The 19,063-nt window shown below is 41.6% G+C and carries 16 protein-coding genes; 11 read left to right on the forward strand and 5 right to left on the reverse strand.

Annotation, left to right across the window (positions count from 1 at the left end; translation table 11 throughout):
- Window positions 1-43: 43 nt before the first annotated feature.
- On the reverse strand, window positions 44-928 hold the full coding sequence (locus tag AN944_RS01210; RefSeq protein WP_055022765.1) for a LysR family transcriptional regulator: 885 nt from the start codon (window positions 926-928) through the stop codon (window positions 44-46).
- Window positions 929-1,094: 166 nt separating this feature from the next.
- Here AN944_RS01210 and AN944_RS01215 point away from each other — a divergent pair, with 166 nt between their 5' ends.
- The gene (locus tag AN944_RS01215) at window positions 1,095-1,700 is read left to right on the forward strand and encodes a short chain dehydrogenase (RefSeq protein WP_055022766.1); all 606 of its coding nucleotides are present in this window, start codon (window positions 1,095-1,097) and stop codon (window positions 1,698-1,700) included.
- A 306-nt stretch (window positions 1,701-2,006) separates the two neighbouring features.
- Window positions 2,007-2,927 (forward strand): manganese-dependent inorganic pyrophosphatase, encoded by a 921-nt coding sequence (locus tag AN944_RS01220; RefSeq protein WP_055022767.1) that lies wholly within the window; start codon window positions 2,007-2,009, stop codon window positions 2,925-2,927.
- A gap of 108 nt (window positions 2,928-3,035) precedes the next feature.
- Here the strand turns inward: AN944_RS01220 and AN944_RS01225 are convergent, their stop codons facing one another.
- Window positions 3,036-3,356 (reverse strand): hypothetical protein, encoded by a 321-nt coding sequence (locus tag AN944_RS01225; protein ID WP_055022768.1) that lies wholly within the window; start codon window positions 3,354-3,356, stop codon window positions 3,036-3,038.
- Between the two features lie 118 nt (window positions 3,357-3,474).
- Between AN944_RS01225 and AN944_RS01230 the strand changes: the two genes are divergently transcribed.
- Window positions 3,475-3,822: a DUF4156 domain-containing protein gene (locus tag AN944_RS01230; protein WP_055022769.1), complete on the forward strand. Its 348-nt coding sequence runs from the start codon at window positions 3,475-3,477 to the stop codon at window positions 3,820-3,822.
- A 63-nt stretch (window positions 3,823-3,885) separates the two neighbouring features.
- On the opposite strand, the gene AN944_RS01235 is transcribed toward AN944_RS01230, so the two are convergent.
- A complete protein-coding gene (locus tag AN944_RS01235; protein ID WP_055022955.1) occupies window positions 3,886-5,160 on the reverse strand; it encodes a glycerophosphodiester phosphodiesterase family protein in 1,275 nt (424 codons plus the stop codon).
- A 250-nt stretch (window positions 5,161-5,410) separates the two neighbouring features.
- On the opposite strand from AN944_RS01235, the gene AN944_RS01240 reads away from it, so the two are divergent.
- Entirely contained in the window at window positions 5,411-6,427 is a 1,017-nt protein-coding gene (locus AN944_RS01240) for an aldo/keto reductase (protein ID WP_055022770.1), read from the forward strand.
- Window positions 6,428-6,435: 8 nt separating this feature from the next.
- A complete protein-coding gene (locus AN944_RS01245) occupies window positions 6,436-7,035 on the forward strand; it encodes a protein tyrosine phosphatase family protein (protein ID WP_235530824.1) in 600 nt (199 codons plus the stop codon).
- Between the two features lie 34 nt (window positions 7,036-7,069).
- On the opposite strand, the gene AN944_RS01250 is transcribed toward AN944_RS01245, so the two are convergent.
- A complete protein-coding gene (locus AN944_RS01250) occupies window positions 7,070-7,846 on the reverse strand; it encodes a TetR/AcrR family transcriptional regulator (RefSeq protein WP_055022771.1) in 777 nt (258 codons plus the stop codon).
- A gap of 323 nt (window positions 7,847-8,169) precedes the next feature.
- Here AN944_RS01250 and AN944_RS01255 point away from each other — a divergent pair, with 323 nt between their 5' ends.
- The 6 genes from AN944_RS01255 (at window position 8,170) to AN944_RS01280 (ending at window position 15,908) form a co-directional block, all read left to right on the forward strand.
- Entirely contained in the window at window positions 8,170-9,681 is a 1,512-nt protein-coding gene (locus AN944_RS01255; RefSeq protein ID WP_055022772.1) for a flavocytochrome c, read from the forward strand.
- Between the two features lie 11 nt (window positions 9,682-9,692).
- Complete coding sequence (locus AN944_RS01260; protein WP_055022773.1) at window positions 9,693-10,061, forward strand: cytochrome c3 family protein; 369 nt, start codon at window positions 9,693-9,695, stop codon at window positions 10,059-10,061.
- Between the two features lie 41 nt (window positions 10,062-10,102).
- Window positions 10,103-11,233 (forward strand): hypothetical protein, encoded by a 1,131-nt coding sequence (locus AN944_RS01265; protein ID WP_119967721.1) that lies wholly within the window; start codon window positions 10,103-10,105, stop codon window positions 11,231-11,233.
- A gap of 170 nt (window positions 11,234-11,403) precedes the next feature.
- Window positions 11,404-12,483 carry a hypothetical protein gene (locus AN944_RS01270; RefSeq protein ID WP_144430111.1) on the forward strand — a complete coding sequence of 360 codons (1,080 nt, stop codon included), beginning with the start codon at window positions 11,404-11,406 and terminating at the stop codon, window positions 12,481-12,483.
- Window positions 12,484-12,749: 266 nt separating this feature from the next.
- Complete coding sequence (locus AN944_RS01275) at window positions 12,750-13,490, forward strand: cupin domain-containing protein (RefSeq protein WP_055022775.1); 741 nt, start codon at window positions 12,750-12,752, stop codon at window positions 13,488-13,490.
- A 483-nt stretch (window positions 13,491-13,973) separates the two neighbouring features.
- Window positions 13,974-15,908 (forward strand): radical SAM protein, encoded by a 1,935-nt coding sequence (locus AN944_RS01280; RefSeq protein ID WP_055022958.1) that lies wholly within the window; start codon window positions 13,974-13,976, stop codon window positions 15,906-15,908.
- 285 nt (window positions 15,909-16,193) lie between these two features.
- Here the strand turns inward: AN944_RS01280 and AN944_RS01285 are convergent, their stop codons facing one another.
- Window positions 16,194-18,869 carry a TonB-dependent receptor domain-containing protein gene (locus tag AN944_RS01285; RefSeq protein WP_055022959.1) on the reverse strand — a complete coding sequence of 892 codons (2,676 nt, stop codon included), beginning with the start codon at window positions 18,867-18,869 and terminating at the stop codon, window positions 16,194-16,196.
- Between the last annotated feature and the right edge of the window lie 194 nt (window positions 18,870-19,063).

Consider the following 19,063-nt stretch of genomic DNA (forward strand, 5'->3'; position numbering starts at 1 on the left):
AACCCTTTTCAAGCTTGAACACCTATTAACGTCATGTTCAATATCACTCAACATCAAGCAGTGATACCACCCACTTTTGCAAAGGGTCTTCGTTGTACCTTGGGTGCCAAGCTGCGATAACATCAAAACTCTCAGGTGTCTCTGTTAACGGAATTTCAACTAAATCTAAGCTGTTAATGGCTCTAGAAGGCAAAAAAGCGATGGAGTCAGTTGTGTTTAAGTACATTGGTACAATCGAAAAACACGGCGCTGAAATGACCACATTGCGTTTTAAACCAAACTGCGCAAACCAAGTATCAATTGAACCTTTGAAGTTAGGGCGAGAAGGTGAAGCAATAATGGTTGGATAGCTCGCAACCTCTGCCAAAGTAGGCTGAGATTGAGTGATAGCAGCATGCGACGAAGCAACGCAAACATGAGACTCTTTAAATAATCTCACCACTGGGTAGCTATCAGGAATATAATCTGGAAAAGCAATGGCTAAATTCACTTTACCGCTCTCCATCCAATCATGCAGTTTATCAATCTCAAAATCACGCACAATCACTTTAAGATAAGGTGATTCTCGCCTTAACTTCGCAATGAGTTTTGGTAGCACAACTTGTTGAGCATAATCCGTTGCAGCGATAACAAACGTGCCTTTCACAGTGCTTGGCTCAAAACTGGTAGTTGCAATTAATGAATTAAAATCAACAAGAAGTTTATCCACGCCAACTGACAAGGTTTGTGCAAAAGGCGTGGGGACAAAGCCATTCGTTTTACGCACAAACAACCTATCATCGAATACATCTCTAAGCTTTTTTAAGTGCTCACTTACAGCCTGTTGAGTTAAGCCAAGTTGATGTGCCGCCTTTGATGCATTCTCCTCTCGAATCAATGCCTGAAAAACCCGTAACTGCTTTATGTCTAATCGATCTAATTTACTCACACCTAGTTACTCTTCGTTTTCATTCTTTGTCGTAAATTGCGTGTATCAAGCATAAATTATATCGACCAATTTTTCTTGTATCACTTACAAATAATGATTGTTTCTGTTTGTTTTATTAATCAACTAAAGTACTTCCAACAAATTAACTCAATCAATGGTAAGTAAAATGAAAACAGTTATATTAATTGGTGCGCTAGGCAAAATGGGACAAGCAGCTTTAACAGGCTTGGGAAATCATAAAGTGATTACAGCAGGCCGTTCTGGCAATGTTGACCATATTGTTGATATCACTGATGAACAATCAATCAAGAGTTTATATGAAGCAGTCGGCCACTTTGATGCTGTCGTGAATACGGTAGGTTTATGTGAATATGCAAGCTTTACTGATATGACAGAAGCCCAATGGATGACTACTGTTATGAGCAAAATGATGGGACAAATTAACCTTGTTCGCATTGGACAAAAATACATTGCTGATGGTGGTTCATTTACCCTAATTAGTGGGATTTTAAATGTAAAACCTATCCCATATGCGATTGCAGATGCAACAACTAGCGGCGCTATCGACACCTTCGTAAAATGTGTTGCATTTGAGATGCCAAGAAACACGCGCATTAACGTGGTCAACCCTACTGTACTTAAAGAAGCATGGGATGTTTACGGCGAAATGATGCCAGGTTTTGAGCCTGTACCAAGTAAGTTAGTCGGCAAGGCATTTGAGCGCTCAGTTGATGGATTTATTACAGGCGAAGTTATATTTGTCGATGCTTAATTTGCCAAATTAACACTGACTCTAGGGCGCTCATCATTGAGATATAGCTGGTGTTTATTCGCCAGCGACACCTAAACCTTCTATATATCATGCACAACTCTTATCTACGGTCTCAAGATGTTCAATGTTGGCCAATCTCAAGGGCCTAATTACTGATTCATCACTCAATCGAATTCCGTTTAATATCAGCCCAAATACCGTGTTCACCTTCAAATATCTCCCAAGGTGTATACTTCCAGCTTTTTAGTTATTGGTCACTTGGTTATTTCTTGTTAAAATCGCTGCAAATTTATAGGAGCGTTTCAAATGGCAATGTATGTAGTGGGTCACAAGATCCCAGATTCAGATTCAATCTGCGGTGCAATCGCACTAGCTTACTTAAAAAATCAAATCGATGAGCCTGCAATTGCAGCCCGTCTTGGTGAGCTTTCACCTGAAACGGCTTACATCCTTGATAGATTTGGCTTTGAAGCGCCAGAGTTCAAAGAAAGCTATGCAGGTGAAGAAGTTTACATCGTTGATCACTCTGAGCTTACCCAAGCACCAGATGATATCGCCGAAGCGACCATTGTCGGTATTGTTGATCATCACAAATTAGGTGACTTAACCACATCAACACCGCTTGAATGTTGGATCCGCCCAGTGGGCTGTTCAAACACGGTCATCAAGATGATGTATGACTTCTATCAAGTTGAGATTCCAGCCAATATCGCTGGCATCATGATGTGCGCAATTTTAAGCGACACTGTTATCTTTAAATCACCAACTTGCACCACGGCAGACATCCGCTGTGTTGAAGCATTAGCGGAAATCGCGGGTATTGAAGATTACAAAGCTGTGGGCATGGAAATGTTCAAAGTGAAATCAGCAGTCGATGGTACTCCAGCGCGCGACCTTGTTATGCGTGACTTTAAAGACTTCAACATGAACGGTAATCTTGTTGGTATTGGCCAATTAGAAGTCATCGATTTATCAGTATTTGATGATATCAAAGCCGAGTTAGAAGCCGATATTGCTGCACTTAAAGCTGAAGGCAACCGTCATAGCGTATTACTACTGCTAACCGATATCATGAAAGAAGGCTCTGAAATGTTAGTCGTGTCAGATGACACTAGCATTGTTGAAAAAGCTTACGGTAAAACTTTAGCAGACAACAAAGTTTGGTTAGATGGCGTACTAAGCCGTAAAAAGCAAGTTGTACCGCCGTTACAAGATGCATTTGCTTAATTGATATGATGCCTTAAGCAGGTAAAACAAAAAAGCTGAATCCTAGATTCAGCTTTTTTATTGCCTATTTCGCAATGAATTCAATCGCAAACAATACAGTCCACTTTTCTACTTAGGCAATAACAAGTTTATCCAGGCTTCTGAGTCTGCCACCATGAATTTGTAATGTTTATCATTGTTAAGCTCTATTTTAATGGCATCAGCAGTCACGGGTAATACACCGCCACCAGTGCCCCAGCACTTTTCAACTTTATGAATGTCGGCTAAGTCGATTTCGTAAGGGCCCATTTCAAAAATCTTATTCGACGCTTCGAAACACAAACGTGTTGCAGTCAGTGATAGCTGGCCATCACCGCTAAAAGCACCACTTTGCACTGTCGCAAATGTGGATTTGATAATTGTTTCATGACCAAAATCTATCGCGCTCATTTGCCACTCCATATTATTTAGCTATTATCACCACTAAACCAACTTGAATAATTTAATCAGTGCGTTAACGTTATAAGTATAGCTTCCTCCAGCTGAACAGCCATTGAATGAGAAAATAATGAAATATATCCCGTCGTTTAGCTATACAAAATCGCTATTACTGGTAATGATTATCGGACTAACAGGCTGTATAACGACCCCAACCCCTCAAACTGAAGCTATTGCGATTTTATGGTCTGAACAAGGGGATATGGACGTTTGCGAATTAAAAGGAACCTTAGTGGGATCCCAAGGCCATTGGTATGATTACTTATTTATTTCAAATAAAGATCTCACCCAAGGTGCGCTTAATCAGTTACGAAATGAAGCCATCACAATCGGTGCGAATACTGTTTATCTATATAAGCCAAAAGCATTTGCCACATCAGTGACTTTTGTAGCAAATGCTTATGACTGTCCTAATTAGTTTTCGTTAACAAATACAGACCTTACTAAGCCCTAATTTAGCCGCTATGGTTAAGCGTCATATTTACAGCGCCATGCAGTTAGCATAGTAAGTCACTGTCGCAGGCCAATCAGAGAACACACCAATCACACCAACGTCTTTGGCTAACACGTCCAGCAGCTCAAATGCATCGCCTTCATTATCAATCGCATCCGTGATTGACTGATAATACCAACCACCAGCACCGTCCGATAACACGCCTGAACGCTCAAGTGTCCAAGTGATGATATCTAATCCAGCAGCTTTAGCGGCTAATGCATAGGCAGATGGCACAATTTGATTGTCCACATCGACAGTGACGAGTACCCATAATGGCGGCGCAATGATTTTCACTCCATCATTAGCAAGCTCGTCCATTGTTGGTGACCAAGTCATGCTGTTTTGAGGATCAAAATCTGCAAGGTCATAGCGATCATCAAGATATACTGCTTGATCGGCAAAATCTGGCGTATTCGCAATCCAATATTTCACATCTTCAAGGTTAAATGATTGCGGATACACTAATGCAGGGCTAACTCCAGCGGCAACGTACTCATCGAGCATTTTTTGAGCATAATCTTGCTGACTAAAACCATCAAACGGCATGGTTACACTTGCAGATTTAAGTTCAGGCGTCATCTGCACGCCTGCTGTTTTAAATAGCTCAATGCTTTCTGCATGAGTCATTAATGTGCCATGGTACGAGTATAAGTCTGTTCGCCAATTCGCAGTGCCATCCATAAACGCTTCCACTGTTGTTGCTGCTGGATTGGCACCATCCATTTTCCCTTTTAAGGTTTTAAACTCCGCCAAGGTAATGTCACTGGTACAACATTGAGCAGTTGCCATCACACCATTTACCAGATCGGCAGGACTGAAAGGAACGGAGCATTTTGCGGCCAGTTCTGGAATCGCTAAGATATTAGTTGTAGTGGCTAAATCACATTGCGAATGACGACAGACTAACTCTTTATCTTGGGTAAAAGTGACATCGCATTCTACGATACCAGCGCCAGAATCAATTGCCGCTTGATATGACTCTTTAGTATGTTCAGGAAATTGCATCGCAGCGCCGCGATGACCGATAGAAAAATCATGACGATACATGGTTTTATTCGTGCATTGAGCAAGCTGTGTTTTTAAATCGCTGTCTTGCATTTGTCCGACTAGATATGACGGCCTAGGGCCAACGCTGACGACAATAGGTTCCGCTATGACTTGCTGTTCGTCTGTAGCAGACGTATTCGTATCATTATCATCATTACAACCTGTTATAAGTAGCAGGCTTATCAACAAACTTGTTAGCACATGCAAGTGCATCCCTTCCTTAATCATTTTTAGCTCCATCTTCTGACAACTTAATATCGATATGAATGAAAAACTCAGTCGATGACTGAATCAACAATCGCTTAAGCTAAAGACGAAGTGTGACCATAAAATCAATGAAATATGACAATATTAGTTTTTATCAATATAAACATTTTTGTTTAAGGTGACGTTTTAGACTAACTGTAATAATGTATTAGCTTAAAAATAATACTGCTGCTCCATTTCATTTGTAGGAAGAGAAATGATTACTCACGAACCTAACCCACTCTACGTTGCTGCACCAGAGCGCTATAGCAAGATGACATACTCAGCTTGTGGTCGTAGCGGTATCCGCTTGCCACAATTGTCGTTAGGGTTATGGCAAAACTTCGGCGCTAATGACTCACAAAGTAACGCCCGTCATATGCTTAATACTGCATTTGATCATGGTATAACTCACTTTGATCTTGCCAATAACTATGGCCCTCATTATGGTGCTGCCGAGTCATGTTTTGGCAGCGTTTACCAACAAGATTTTAAGCATTATCGTGATGAATTATTAATATCGAGTAAAGCAGGATATGACATGTGGCCAGGGCCATATGGTGTAGGAGGATCTCGTAAGTATTTAATTTCCAGCTGTGATCAAAGCCTTAAACGCACAGGGTTAGATTACTTTGACATTTTTTATCACCACTGTATGGATCCTGACACCCCCTTAGAAGAAACCATGCAAGCGCTTGACTATATCGTCCGTTCAGGGCGTGCTTTGTATGTGGGAATATCTAACTACCAACCCCAACAAACTCAACAAGCAATTGAGATATTAAGGCAACTTGGCACGCCATTATTAATCCACCAGCCTCGATATAACCTGTTTGATCGTTGGATTGAAAATGGTCTGACTGACGTACTTAAAAATGAAGGTGTCGGTTCAATCGTATTCTCACCATTAGCTCAGGGCGTATTAACCAATAAGTATTTAAATGGAATCCCTAAGAACTCAAGAGCAGCACTTGAGCATCAAGTTTACTTAGCAGATAAAGACCTTACACCGGCTAAATTATCCAAAGTATCGGCATTAAATACATTGGCAGAAAATCGTCAGCAATCGTTAGCACAAATGGCCATAGCTTGGACCTTACATAATGATGCGGTAACAAGCTGTCTTATTGGCGCGAGTCGTTCAGCGCAAATTGTTGACTCGGTAAATGCACTCAACAACCTCCATTTTACCCCACAAGAAATCACCACCATCAACCACATCCTAAAGGAATAGGAATCACTATGTATCAGTTTATATCGCAAGCGACACTCAGCAAATTTGGAGTTAATGCCTTAAAAATGACAACGCTAATAGCTACGGTTTCGCTGGCATTAATTAACCCCGTTGCGGCTGAGATAGATCCAAGCCAGCTAGATGATATTAAAGCGATTAAAATTAATAATACGCAAGTTATCACTGCCGGATTACCTAAGGCTGAGGAATTTAAAACCTTGCAACAAGCGGGAGTGGAAGTTGTCATCAATTTAATCCCTAAGAATAATCCCAATTATTTAGCGCAAGAATCTCAATTGGTCACAGATCTAGGAATGAAGTACGAAAATATTGAAGTAGACTGGCAACAGCCCACCATCGAGGATGTTGAGCAATTCTTTATGGTGATGGACAGCCATAACGATAAATCTATTTTAGTGCACTGTGCGGCAAATTACCGCGCATCAGCATTCTATTACTTGTATCTTGCCACACAAGGTATCGATGTATCAGGGCAAATGTTAGACGACACCCTGTCTCCATGGGGAGACTTACAACAAAGCTTTGTCAAATACCCTCAGTGGCAACAACTTATTGAAGATGTAAAACACAAGTACAGCCCACAATAACCCGTACTCGAATACAAAGTGGCTAGGTGTTGTATTAACAGCCGTTACAGCCACTTTGTTTTGCATTCAATGACATCGATAATGCTTTACATGAACTGCAACTAAGATGCTTTTTAAAATTTGCTTCAAAAAAATCTGCAGTGCGAGTTTCAAGACAAGTAAATAGCTCATGATTCAGTGGCGTTTTCCATTGATATTGCGCCATTAATCTCGATAAATGCCGATAACAGGTTGTGGATTGATCGGACAGAAACTCAGGTGAAATCAGTTTACTTTCAAATTGTGTCAATGACCCCGTCAAATAAAATGCAATGCCTTGAACCAACTCTTTGGCTTGCAAAGGAGTAGCAACTAACTCGCCATTATCAATCGCCAGTTGAACCGCATCAGCCATCCACTGCCAAAATGAATTAATCCGTTGTTTAAACAATTTAACCTTTTCATCACTGGCCAGCTTCCAAATCATCGCATTGACCGACACAGAGCGTAAGGTAAAAAAGCTGCGGCTTCTTTTAATGGTCTCGAAGGTAAATAATATCGGCATGAGCAATCTTTCTTGCGCCGTCAGTTCTGGGTTCTTCTGTACAAATAATGGCATATAATTGGATGTTGCACTGCGTAAAAACAAGCACACCAATACATCTTCTTTGCGCTCAAATAACTTATACAGTGTCCCTGTTGAGCAGCCCACGTCCTTAGCAATTTGTGAAAACTTAAATGACACTATACCTTGAGATTCGATCAATAATTCTGCGACATCTAAAATTTGATCACATCGTAATTGAGTCAAGGTTTCTGAAGGACATTTCATAATAAATACCTAATATTTGAATATCGCAATTATCATCTTTACTACACTTTATAGGTATAAACTCAGTAGATAATCGGGATTCACTTCACGCTGATGGGCCGGTTTTATTAGGCTTTGTGATTCAGTTCATAACTTAACTGACTTTTGATATCTCCCTCTAAAGTTCGCCCGCTAAATAGGGCTGATAAGCCAGCAGCTCATGAACAATGTTCTTGAACCAGTTCACGAATAATATTGCCCCCCCAAAAAAAGCGTGATGCCATTCAAATTTGGCCTAGTTCAATTTGTTTATCTTAATCGCATCTAAATGCGAGGAAAGATAAATGCACAACAGACGTAACTTTTTGAAATTAAGTGCAGGCGCAGCAATCGGCGGCCTGACAGCAGCGATGCCAGCAAGTGCACAGCAACGCCAATGCAATGAAATTAACTGGGATGAGTCAGTAGATGTACTCGTCGTCGGCTCTGGTTTTGCTGGTCTATCAGCAGCGATTAATGCAAAAAGACAACAAGTCGGCAGCGTACTTGTACTCGAAAAAATGCAAGTTATTGGTGGTAACTCAGCCATTAATGGTGGCTGGTTAGCAATTCCTAAAAACCCAATCCAATTAGCACAAGGCATTAACGATGACTCACCAGAAGAGTTAGTCAACGACCAAATCATCTCAGGTCGCGGCATGCAAAACGTTGAAATGCTAAAAGTGATCGCCGATCGTGCTCTTGATTCTTACGATTTATGTATCGAAACGGGCGTTAAATTCCGTGAAGGATTTAATATCCAAGTGGGCGGACATAACAAAGCCCGTGCGATTAGAACCCAGCATGGTACAGGCGGTGATATCACCACTAAGTTGTTTGAGGCAGGTAAAAAAGAAGGCGTTGAATACCGCTTACAACACTACATCGAAGATTTCATTATGGACGGTCAAGAAATTGTAGGCGTTAAGGTAAGAAAAAATTATCGCTTCCCAGATCTCAATACTGGAACAACAATCTATATCAAAGCCAACAAAGCCGTTATTCTCGCGCACGGTGGATTTGCCCAAAACATGAAACTGCGTGAAGCAGTCGATCCTTCACTTGATCCAACACTCGATTGTACTAATGCCCATGGCGCGACAGGCGAAGTCACGTTAACCGCTATGGCCAATGGTGCGCTACCCGTGCATATGAATCTTATTCAAACAGGTCATTGGGGTTCTCCTGATGAGGGTGGTTTCGGCTGGTCAAATGCCCTGTTGTCGATTGGTTGGCATCAAGGCGCAGCAATCAGTGTGCTAAATGGTAAACGCTTTATGGACGAGCGTGCTGACCGTAAAACGTGTTCAGAAGCCATTATGAAAAATCGTTATGCAGACAACAGTCCAGCCTACCCGATTGTATTGTTTAACTACGAAAACTACGCCGAAGATGACCGTGTAGTGCGTTCACTACGCGACAAAATGGCATGGAAACTCGACACACTTGATGACGTTGCTAAGCAATTTAATATTCCTGCAGCGGAATTGAAAAAGACAATAAAAGAATACAACCAGCATGTTACTGACAGAAAAGATCCTTTGTTTAACCGCAAAATGGATACCGCTGAAGTACTGACAGGTCCATTTGTTGTCTCACGAATTTGGCCAAAAGTGCATTACTGCATGGGCGGATTAAAAACAGATTTAGGTGGCCGCGTGATAGATGGCCGCACTATGGAACCTATCAGAAAAATGTATGCCATCGGTGAAGCCACTGGCGGTATTCATGGTGAAGCCCGCTTGAGCTCAACGTCATGTCTTGAGTGCTTAGCGATGGGCATCATCGTTTCTGAAACCATTAAATCTGATCTGTAGGCTGAATCACCATGAAAAAATTATTATTACTCGCTTTTGTATCGTCAGCGTTTTTAGCCACCGCCCACGCGGGAGAGCTTTATACCGTCAAAGGGAAAACTCAAGGCAGAGTGAACCATGAAATGTTGTACCAAGATGGCTGTAATACCTGTCATCAAGGTTCACCAAAAGCGAATACCACAGATGCGGCCTGTGTGGATTGCCACGGCACTGTTGAAACAATTGAAATTGATGAGTCAATTTTGGCAGTACCTGAAGCGCATCCGCATAAATCTTTACATTACAACGAAGGGGCAAGCTGTTTAGCCTGCCATAGCGAGCACACTAAAAAAGCACCGATTTGTGCTGATTGTCATCGCACTTGGTTTGAAGAAATGTAAATAAAAAATATAAAAATTTACGTATATAAAGGGAAATGAGAATGAAAAAAACCGCCAAGTTTATGTTGTCGATGGTGGCCACAGCAGTAGCAATGTCTTCTGTAAATGTCATGGCTGAAGAGCAAGAAGACGGTATTAACATCGGAGGTGCTGTGCGCGTTAATTACGCTTACAGAGACTACGATGAATCAAATAAAGACAAGTTAGGTGAACTTGATTTTGATATGGCTGCAATTAAGTTTGATGGTAAAAAAGGGGATTGGGGCTTAGCCGCTGAATACCGTTTTACATCAGGTAGCAACTACATCAAATACGGTTACGGCTTTTATGATATTGACCCAAATTGGCAACTGCAATTTGGTATCAACAAAGTGCCTTTTGGTAACCCAGAGTTTATCTCTAACAGCTGGTGGTTTGGCCTACCATACTACCTAGGTTTTGAAGACAACCATGATGTGGGTATTAAAGCGTCTTACGACAATAATGGCTGGAATACTGATATCGCGTTCTACAAAAACCCGGTTTATAGCGCAACTGAAAACAAACGTTATTCAGCTTCGTTATTCAGTGGCGAAATTAATGGCACTGAATACCATAACGAAGAAACTAACGGCTTTAACTTCAGACAAACCTATACCGCGGAGTACGAAGGTGGTTCGACAACATTTGGCGGTTCAGCTCAATATGGTCAGATCTATAACAGTGAAACAGGCAACATGGGCGACCGTTATGCTGTAGCACTGCATTTAGACAGCACCTATAAAGGATGGAACCTACAGTTACAAGCCATGCAATACGAGTATGATGCTGCCGATTCGGCTGATGACAATAAAATCGGTATCGCAGTGGTTAGCTGGCAATACGAAATTGCCTCAAAAGGCCAAGCATACAGCGCTAACATAGCTAAAACTTTCGCCACTGACTTTGGTAGCGTGAAGTGTTACAACGACTTCGGTTTAATGACCCCTGACGTTGCTGACGACAGCTATGACAACAGCATGCAAAACGTGACAGGTTGTGCTATCGCAGCTGGAGCCACCTACACTATGGTTGACTTCATCTTAGGTAAAAACATGACCTTCTCAACGGCAAATAATGACCATGTTGGTTTACCAGAAATCGGAGATGACTGGGACAAACGTATCAACATTAACTTTGGTTATTACTTCTAAGTCATGACTTCTGGCCATTAACGCCAGTGTAACGACAATATACTGAGTATCAGCAAAACACTTTCATACTCCCACGTTTTGCTGGTGCTCTTTCTATTAACCAACCGTTTTAAGTGACCACTTGTTGTCATCACTTTTTACTGGGCTCATTTCGTTCCAACACGCTAACTATGAATAAACGGATTATTGTCACACCTTTGTGTGCCTGTTTAGCTTTTTGCGCACCATTTTCAGAGGCAATAGAAGTTGAACTGGGTGGTTTTCTTAAAATGAATGCACGCCATGTTAACGGTGATATTGCGTTCCAAGACAGCTGGACCGGAGGCGGCTCGGTATCTGAACCAACTCAACGCACACAATTTAGCGCCCAAGAAAGTCGCTTAAACCTTGGCGTGTCGTCTAATGATGTTCGTGGCTTTATTGAGATTGACTTTGTAGGCTCATCTCAAGGTAATGCCATTATCTCTAACTCATACAGCCCGAGATTAAGGCATGCTTTTATTGAATACCAAGATGTCGTTGCAGGACAAACTTGGTCGACATTAGTCAATACGTCAGCTTTTGCAGAAACCGCAGATCTTGGTGGCCCACTCGTTGGTCAAGCCATGGTGCGCCAGGCTTTAGTACGTTATACCTTTAATAATTGGCAGTTTGCACTTGAAAACCCTTATACCTATGGCACTAATCCAGGTTCATCGCTTAATGATGAGCCAGACTGGATTGACACTCGCAATGATTATGTACCTGATTTTATTGTGCGTTATAACACGAAAGGCGATTGGGGTAATGTTTCAGCCTCTGGTGTTATTCGCTACTTAGACCCAGATCAGACCCAGCAAGTCAGCACTGGAATGTCAGTTGCAGGCAAACTGCGTACATTCGGCAAAGACGATTTACGTATTCAATTGCACTATGGCAACTTAGGCCGCTATGTGGGTACCGATGCTGCAAAAGACATAATCGAAGGCGAATTAGAAACCACCTTGTCAGCCATGGCAGCTTATCGTCACTTTTGGGATCACAACTGGCGCACTAGCCTGTTTATTGGTCATACCGCTACCGAAGTACAACGCAGCAGACGGACCCATGTGGGCGTGAATTTATTCACTAACCTAACACCCGAACTCAGTGTCGGTGTCGAGGTGGGCCAATATGCCATCAATGACAAAGCTAGGTTAGAAAGCACTGAGCTTGTTGAAAACGGTCAATCGCAATACTTGCAGCTCAGTATGCAATTTTCTTTTCAATAATGATTAAGTCTTGCTGCAATTAACAAAATAATAAAAGCATTAACGTGTGTTTTTATTATTTGTAAACATAAAACCCAATTAAATAGATTATTTGAAGATATTCTCAATTAATAAAAAATCGCGATAGCTGTCACGAATAAAATTGTCACTGAAAAAGGTACGTGATCTATTTCACCTTTAATTTACCTTTTTGTATTTATAGTAAAAACATATTAATAAAAAACGAATTTAACATTCAAATATCACAGTTCTAAATAGGATTAACAATGAAATTAAAGATGATTTTTGGTATTGCTGCGCTAGCATCAACAGCTGCTGTTGCACAAGGTCCTCAATGTAACCATGCACAGCTCCCTTACCAACAAATGACACCAGTCCCATTTGACAGCAGTGTGCATGCACCACAAGACACGATGCCAGTGCAATGTAGTAACCCAGAAATTGAAGCATACATTGCCGATTGGGAAGCGGGTAAAATTGACTTTAATACTATTCAAGCAAATGACAGCATCGCTAAAGATCAACGTTTTTGTAAAACATTGGATGATGAAGGTAACGTACTTGAAGCAAAAAACTGCGACGTAGCGAACTCTCCAGTGGGTTACATCTGGAAAGATCTAGCAGACTCGCCAATGGTTATTGGTATTACTAATGGTGGTAAATCTGATCATGAGCCTCACTTCCACGGACAACCTGAATGTTACTACGTGGTCAACGGCGGCAGTAAAACATTAGCTCAAAATACGTTCCAACCATTAAAGAAAGGACAGTACTTTTATATTCCGGATAATGCCATCCATAACACTCCAATCCTTGATGATGAAGGGCTTGGTGTATTCTACTGGTACCCAAACAATGCTAACTTTAATGGTTTCAAATATTACTGGCGTCGTGATGTGAAAAACCTTCACGCTGCAGAGGAAGCATTTGATCGTGTTGATGAAATTCGTAAGCGCGATCTTAACTTAGGCCCATATGGCACTAACGAAGCATTCTTTAAAAAATAATTAAATCGTCAATATAAAATAGGCCAGCTTATATATCCTAAGTTGGTCTATTATTTATATTTGGCCGTTACATTCTCTTATATAAAACTCGTTCAACAACTTGTCCCCAAAATAATATCTCACAGTCTTAAAACCAAGCGCCTTAAATATAAATTCAACAAGGATTAACTTTACCCCTTGTTATTAAATAAAAGCATTCAGCTCTAAAATTCAAGTCGCTGTAATCACTATTAATAATATACTCACTAGCAATTGGTTATATCAGCTAATCCATTTTTTTAATCAGTAAACTCCCATTGACTCGCCACCACTTTCATCTTGAAGTAGAACCCCTTTAGCGCATTTGCTAGAATCCCTCGATTATTGATGGCAACTGTATCGGCTGCCTGACTTTGCGGCTATGTATAACTCAAAAGCTTACTAAGGGCTAGTGTTATGACTATGCTAGAAAAGCAGCAAAGTTTTATTATTCAAAGGCAGGCTATGACCGTACTTCTAATGACCCCACCCATGACTCAGCTAAATACGCCTTATCCAGCGACGGCCTATTTAACCGGGTTCCTTCGCTCTCAGGGCTATGAAGCGGTGCAACGAGATCCTGCCATTGAGCTGTTTTTAGAAATGATGACCGCCCCTGCGCTGGAAATTATTCGTCAACATGTAGAAGCAAATTTCGAGCATTTTGAAGACGATGAACTCCCACCTGCAGTACATGCATTTTTAGCAGAATTTGAACGTTATCATCAGTGTGTTGAAGCTGCGATCCGTTTTTTACAAGGCAAAGATCCTAGTTTAGCGCTACGGATCAACTCACGACGATTTTTACCTGAAGGCCCAGCTTTTGATGCCATTGCGCAGATGGAAGCCGTTTCTGGCGATGTTCTCCAAGCAGCCTTCGGTAACTTAGGCGTACAAGATAAAGCCAAGTATTTAGCCACGTTATTTATAAATGATCTTTCCAATGTCATTACTCAAGGGGTTGATCCTTACTTTGAAGTCAGCCGCTATGGCGAGCAACTTGCTGCAGCGAATCCAAGCTTTGATAACCTCTACGACACCTTAATGGATGAGCCCACTTTCAGCTCAGAGATTCTAGAACAACTGGTTGAGCATTATCTTGAAGATACTCAGCCAAGTGTGGTTGCATTAACGGTGCCTTTTCCAGGCAATATGCTTGGCGCACTGCGTATTGCGCAAACCTGTAAAGCCATTAACCCTGAGTTACCAGTCGTACTTGGTGGCGGCTTTATTAATACAGAGCTACGTGCTCTGAAAGATCCTCGTGTATTTGAATTTGTAGATTTTATTTGTCTTGATGATGGCGAGCGCCCTTTTCTGACCTTACTTGAATATTTTCAAGGTCAGCGAGAAGTCGACGATTTAGTCCGAACGTATTTTCTCGCAGAAGATGAGCATGGTCATCCGTATGTGCATTTTAACGAAAATACTGCCTTGCACGATATTCCACAAGTCGATGTGGGCGCGCCAATTTATGATGGCCTCCCCTTAGATGAATACTTGTCATTGTGCGAAATGCTTAATCCGATGCACCGAATTTGGAGTGATGGACGTTGGAACAAGTTAACCATTGCCCACGGTTGCTACTGGCGTAAATGTAGTTTTTGCGATGTTAGTCTCGACTACATCGATCGCTACGATACTGCAGGCGCTGATATTTTAGTGGATCGCATCGAACAGTTAATTGAAGAAACAGGCCAAACAGGATTTCACTTTGTTGATGAAGCCCTGCCACCAAAAACCTTATTTGCATTTGCCAAACGCCTTATTGAGCGAAATGTAGTGATCAGTTGGTGGGGTAATATTCGTTTTGAAAGAACCTTTAGCCAAGCTCGCTGCCAATTACTTGCCGACTCTGGTTGTATTGCTGTGAGCGGCGGCTTAGAGGTAGCATCAGACAGACTACTAAAACTCATGAAGAAAGGTGTCAGTGTTGAACGAGTTGCACAAGTCACGAAAGCATTTAGCGATGCAGGCATTATGGTGCACGCCTATCTCATGTATGGCTTTCCTACACAAACCGAACAAGAAACCGTTGATTCGCTCGAAATGGTTCGTCAAATGATGGCTCAAGGTTGTTTTCAATCGGCGTACTGGCATCGTTTTGTCGCAACAGTCCACAGCCCTATAGGTATGAACCCAGACCAATTTGGAATTACATTGGCCGAACGGCCTGAAATTTTGTTTGCCGAAAATGATGTCGAGTTTACAGACCCAACCAATACCGATCATGAAATGCTAGGTGAAGGCTTACGAAAGGCTATTTACAACTACATGCATGGTATTGGTTTTGATCAGCCAATGAGTTTTTGGTTTGATCAACCTGTGGCAAAAACTCAAATGAAAAAAGATTTAATATCAAAGGCTATCAGTAACTTTATTGACAGCAACCAAGCTTAACTGCTGCTAAAGCGCAGTTAATTTACCAAAGCTAACAATAAAAATGGCCACTTTCTTGTTCCAGAAGAAAGTGGCCTCGCGCATTGATAAAAGTAAAAGGATGAAGTAATACCGTTAACAATTGCACTGGTCTTACATTTGTCTTAAATAAACGTGTTCGGCATAACCAATTTAACTTGTTCCAGAAGTCATATTGCACCTCACACTATGTACACAGCTATTGGCATTTAAAGGATGAGTAAAAATGCCAATAGCCCGTACTTGGTTTACCTTGCTAATTACCCATTAATACTCGTAATTAAACTGTAAGGTAAATTCTGTTCCTGGCTCTTTTGCATATACCACCACATCTTGCTGGTCGTACTCTGTTGTTTCACCAAGGATATTCTTCACTTTAAATTTCACTCCAAAACTTTCTGTAGGTAAGAAGCTGTAAGTAAAATCTAAGCTGTGGAAAGGTTGCTCGTAGACATCATCTAATCCACCACGACCACCGTAGGCAATACGCTCTCCAAATACGTTATAAACCAGTGTGGCACTGTGAGATTCATCAGGAGAATCAAAGCTTAATTGCATGTTAGCAACCCACTCTGAATGGCCTGTCATACGGCGCTTATTGTTGGTTGGGTCAATTTCACCATTACCTAGAATTTCAATTTCTGAATCACTTAAGGTCACGTTACCAGCCACAAAGAAGTCTTCCCAGAATCCACCTTCACGACCAATAAAGCCAAGGTCATGTAAGAACTCTGTTTCAATACCGTATATGACACCCGATTCTGCGTTATAAAACTTAAGCTGACGACCCGCTTCTGAAATGCGTTGAATCGCTTCAATCGGCGCATCAACGTCTTTATAGAAACCACCAACACTTAAGTTAGCACCGTCATCTGAGTAGTATTCCCAACGTAAATCTAAGTTGTAGATATCTGAACTTTCTAGCTCTGGGTTACCAAAGAAATCGAATCCAGTCACTGGATCTTGGAATCGAACTGGCGCCACTTCACGTAAATCAGGACGAACTAATGTTTTACTCGCCCCGAGACGCCACTGGCTTTGATCTGATGACTTCCACGTTAACGACATCGACGGGAACCATCCATCTTCTGCTATCGCATAATCTTCAATGTCATAACGACCGCTTTCATCAGAGATTTCGCCATCTGGAGTTAATGGTAGAGTGACACGACGGAAGTCTTCATAACGCACACCCGCAACAAAGCGCCATACATCATCAAAATCAAAATCAAAGTTAACGAAACCAGCATCAATCATTTCTGCTGCTACGTAGTCTTCGGTATCGGTCGATGCGTCTTTTAATTCTAAATCTAATGCATCGTTAGCGATGTTTTCATCTGAGAAAATCTTGTCAAAATCACTCGATAAAATGTCGCCATTAGGATCTGTTGGGCTTAAGCCCACATCGAAACCTAAACGGGTCGCATAGCTTTCACGAGTACGTTCAAAGTATTCGTAACCACCGCTAATTTTAAGGATATTTGCATCACCAAATTCAATCGGCAATGCTAAGTCGATTTTGTAATTTTCAGTATTATCATCAAGACGACTATAGACATACTTTGGCGCATCTTGTGTATTCAAGTTACGACTTGTCATGTTGTTAGCATCGTCAAAAACAACGTTGTAAGTGTAAGACAGCTCGTTAGGTGCATAACGCTTTGAGCTGGCATTGGAATACATCCAATTGGCTTCTAAATCCCACAGGTACTCAAAGAAGTGCGTCCCTTTAATTTGATTACTGATAAGGTTACGCTCTTCATAAGACACATCATAAACCTGCAGTGCGTTAGGCTCTGAAATGGTATCGATGGTTTCTTCGATGGCCACAGACACGTCATCTGAGGTATCACGTAAGTAAGTTGAGAAGGTTTCAATTTTATGGTCGTAGCCAATTTCTAAACCTAAATTCAACATGCCTGACATCTGCACAATTGAGTCAGTTCCCATCACATCTTTAGCGTTTTCGATTTGAACGTTATCAGCATCACCCGCTAGTTCAACTTCGGTTTTGGTGTAATTTTCTGCTTGTTCTTTATAAGACACAGCTGTCATGGCACCAAAAATAATATCGTCAGTGATATCCCAGCGATCACCAATGGCGATGTTTCCGCGTAACCCAGGATCTGTGCCTTCGGTGTATACCGTCATATCACGGTACATATCACTGGCTAAACCACGGTTAATCGCTTGCGCTTCAGGAAAGGTAACGGTGCCATTTGAGCCGGTCACGATATCAATTGGGCTAATGCCGCCATACATATTAGTGACATCATTAATGCTACTTGGCATGGCGCGTGTGCCGTCGTCTTGACCCAACCAATCATCGCCGCCACCGTTATAGGTATATGTGTCATCAGAATCATTAGTGTTGTAACGACCACCGATTGATGCTTTGAAGAAAAAATCAGCTGGAATAGATTTAGTTCGAATATCAACATGTCCACCACCAAAAGCAGCTGGCGTACTTGCGGTACTCGCTTTTTGAACCGACAGTGATTCAATAATCGACGCTGGAAACATATCCAGCGGAACCACGTTACGAGTAGGGTCTGGTGATGGTACAACCGCACCATTTAAAGAAGTACTTGAATAGCGTTCACCTAAACCACGTACATAAATAAACTTGCCATCTTTTAGGGTTAATCCTGTTACACGACGAAGCGCCGCTGCGGCGTCACTGTCACCAGTTCGGGAAATTTGTTCAGATCCCATGATGTCCACAACCGTTGGCTGTTCACGGCGTTCTTCAACAGCAGCTGACGCAGAGGTACGTAAACGACCAGTAACAGCAATAACTTCAATTGGGAAATCTTCACCTGCATCAACTTCAGGTGTTTCTTCCGAGTAAGCAGGCAATGTTGTAAAAAGTGAAGCTGCTGAAATAGCAGTTACAACAGCTAGGCTTAGCTTGTTAGCGATAAAACTCGGCTTGGTTTTCATAGCGTTTTTCAATCCTGTCCACAGTTCAGGTAGCGCCATCTCGATATCGCTTTGACTCTTATGTCTACGATATCTACGATATCAATGGCAGATAAGAAACTTATTAATTCATTGGTCAAACTTTAAAAAGCGCTCAGTAATTGAGTCTTACTGAGCGCTTATGCAACATCAGGGAGGCGCTCCCTGATGTTTAG

The sequence above is a fragment of the Shewanella sp. P1-14-1 genome (genome assembly GCF_001401775.1).
Lineage (GTDB): Bacteria > Pseudomonadota > Gammaproteobacteria > Enterobacterales > Shewanellaceae > Shewanella > Shewanella japonica.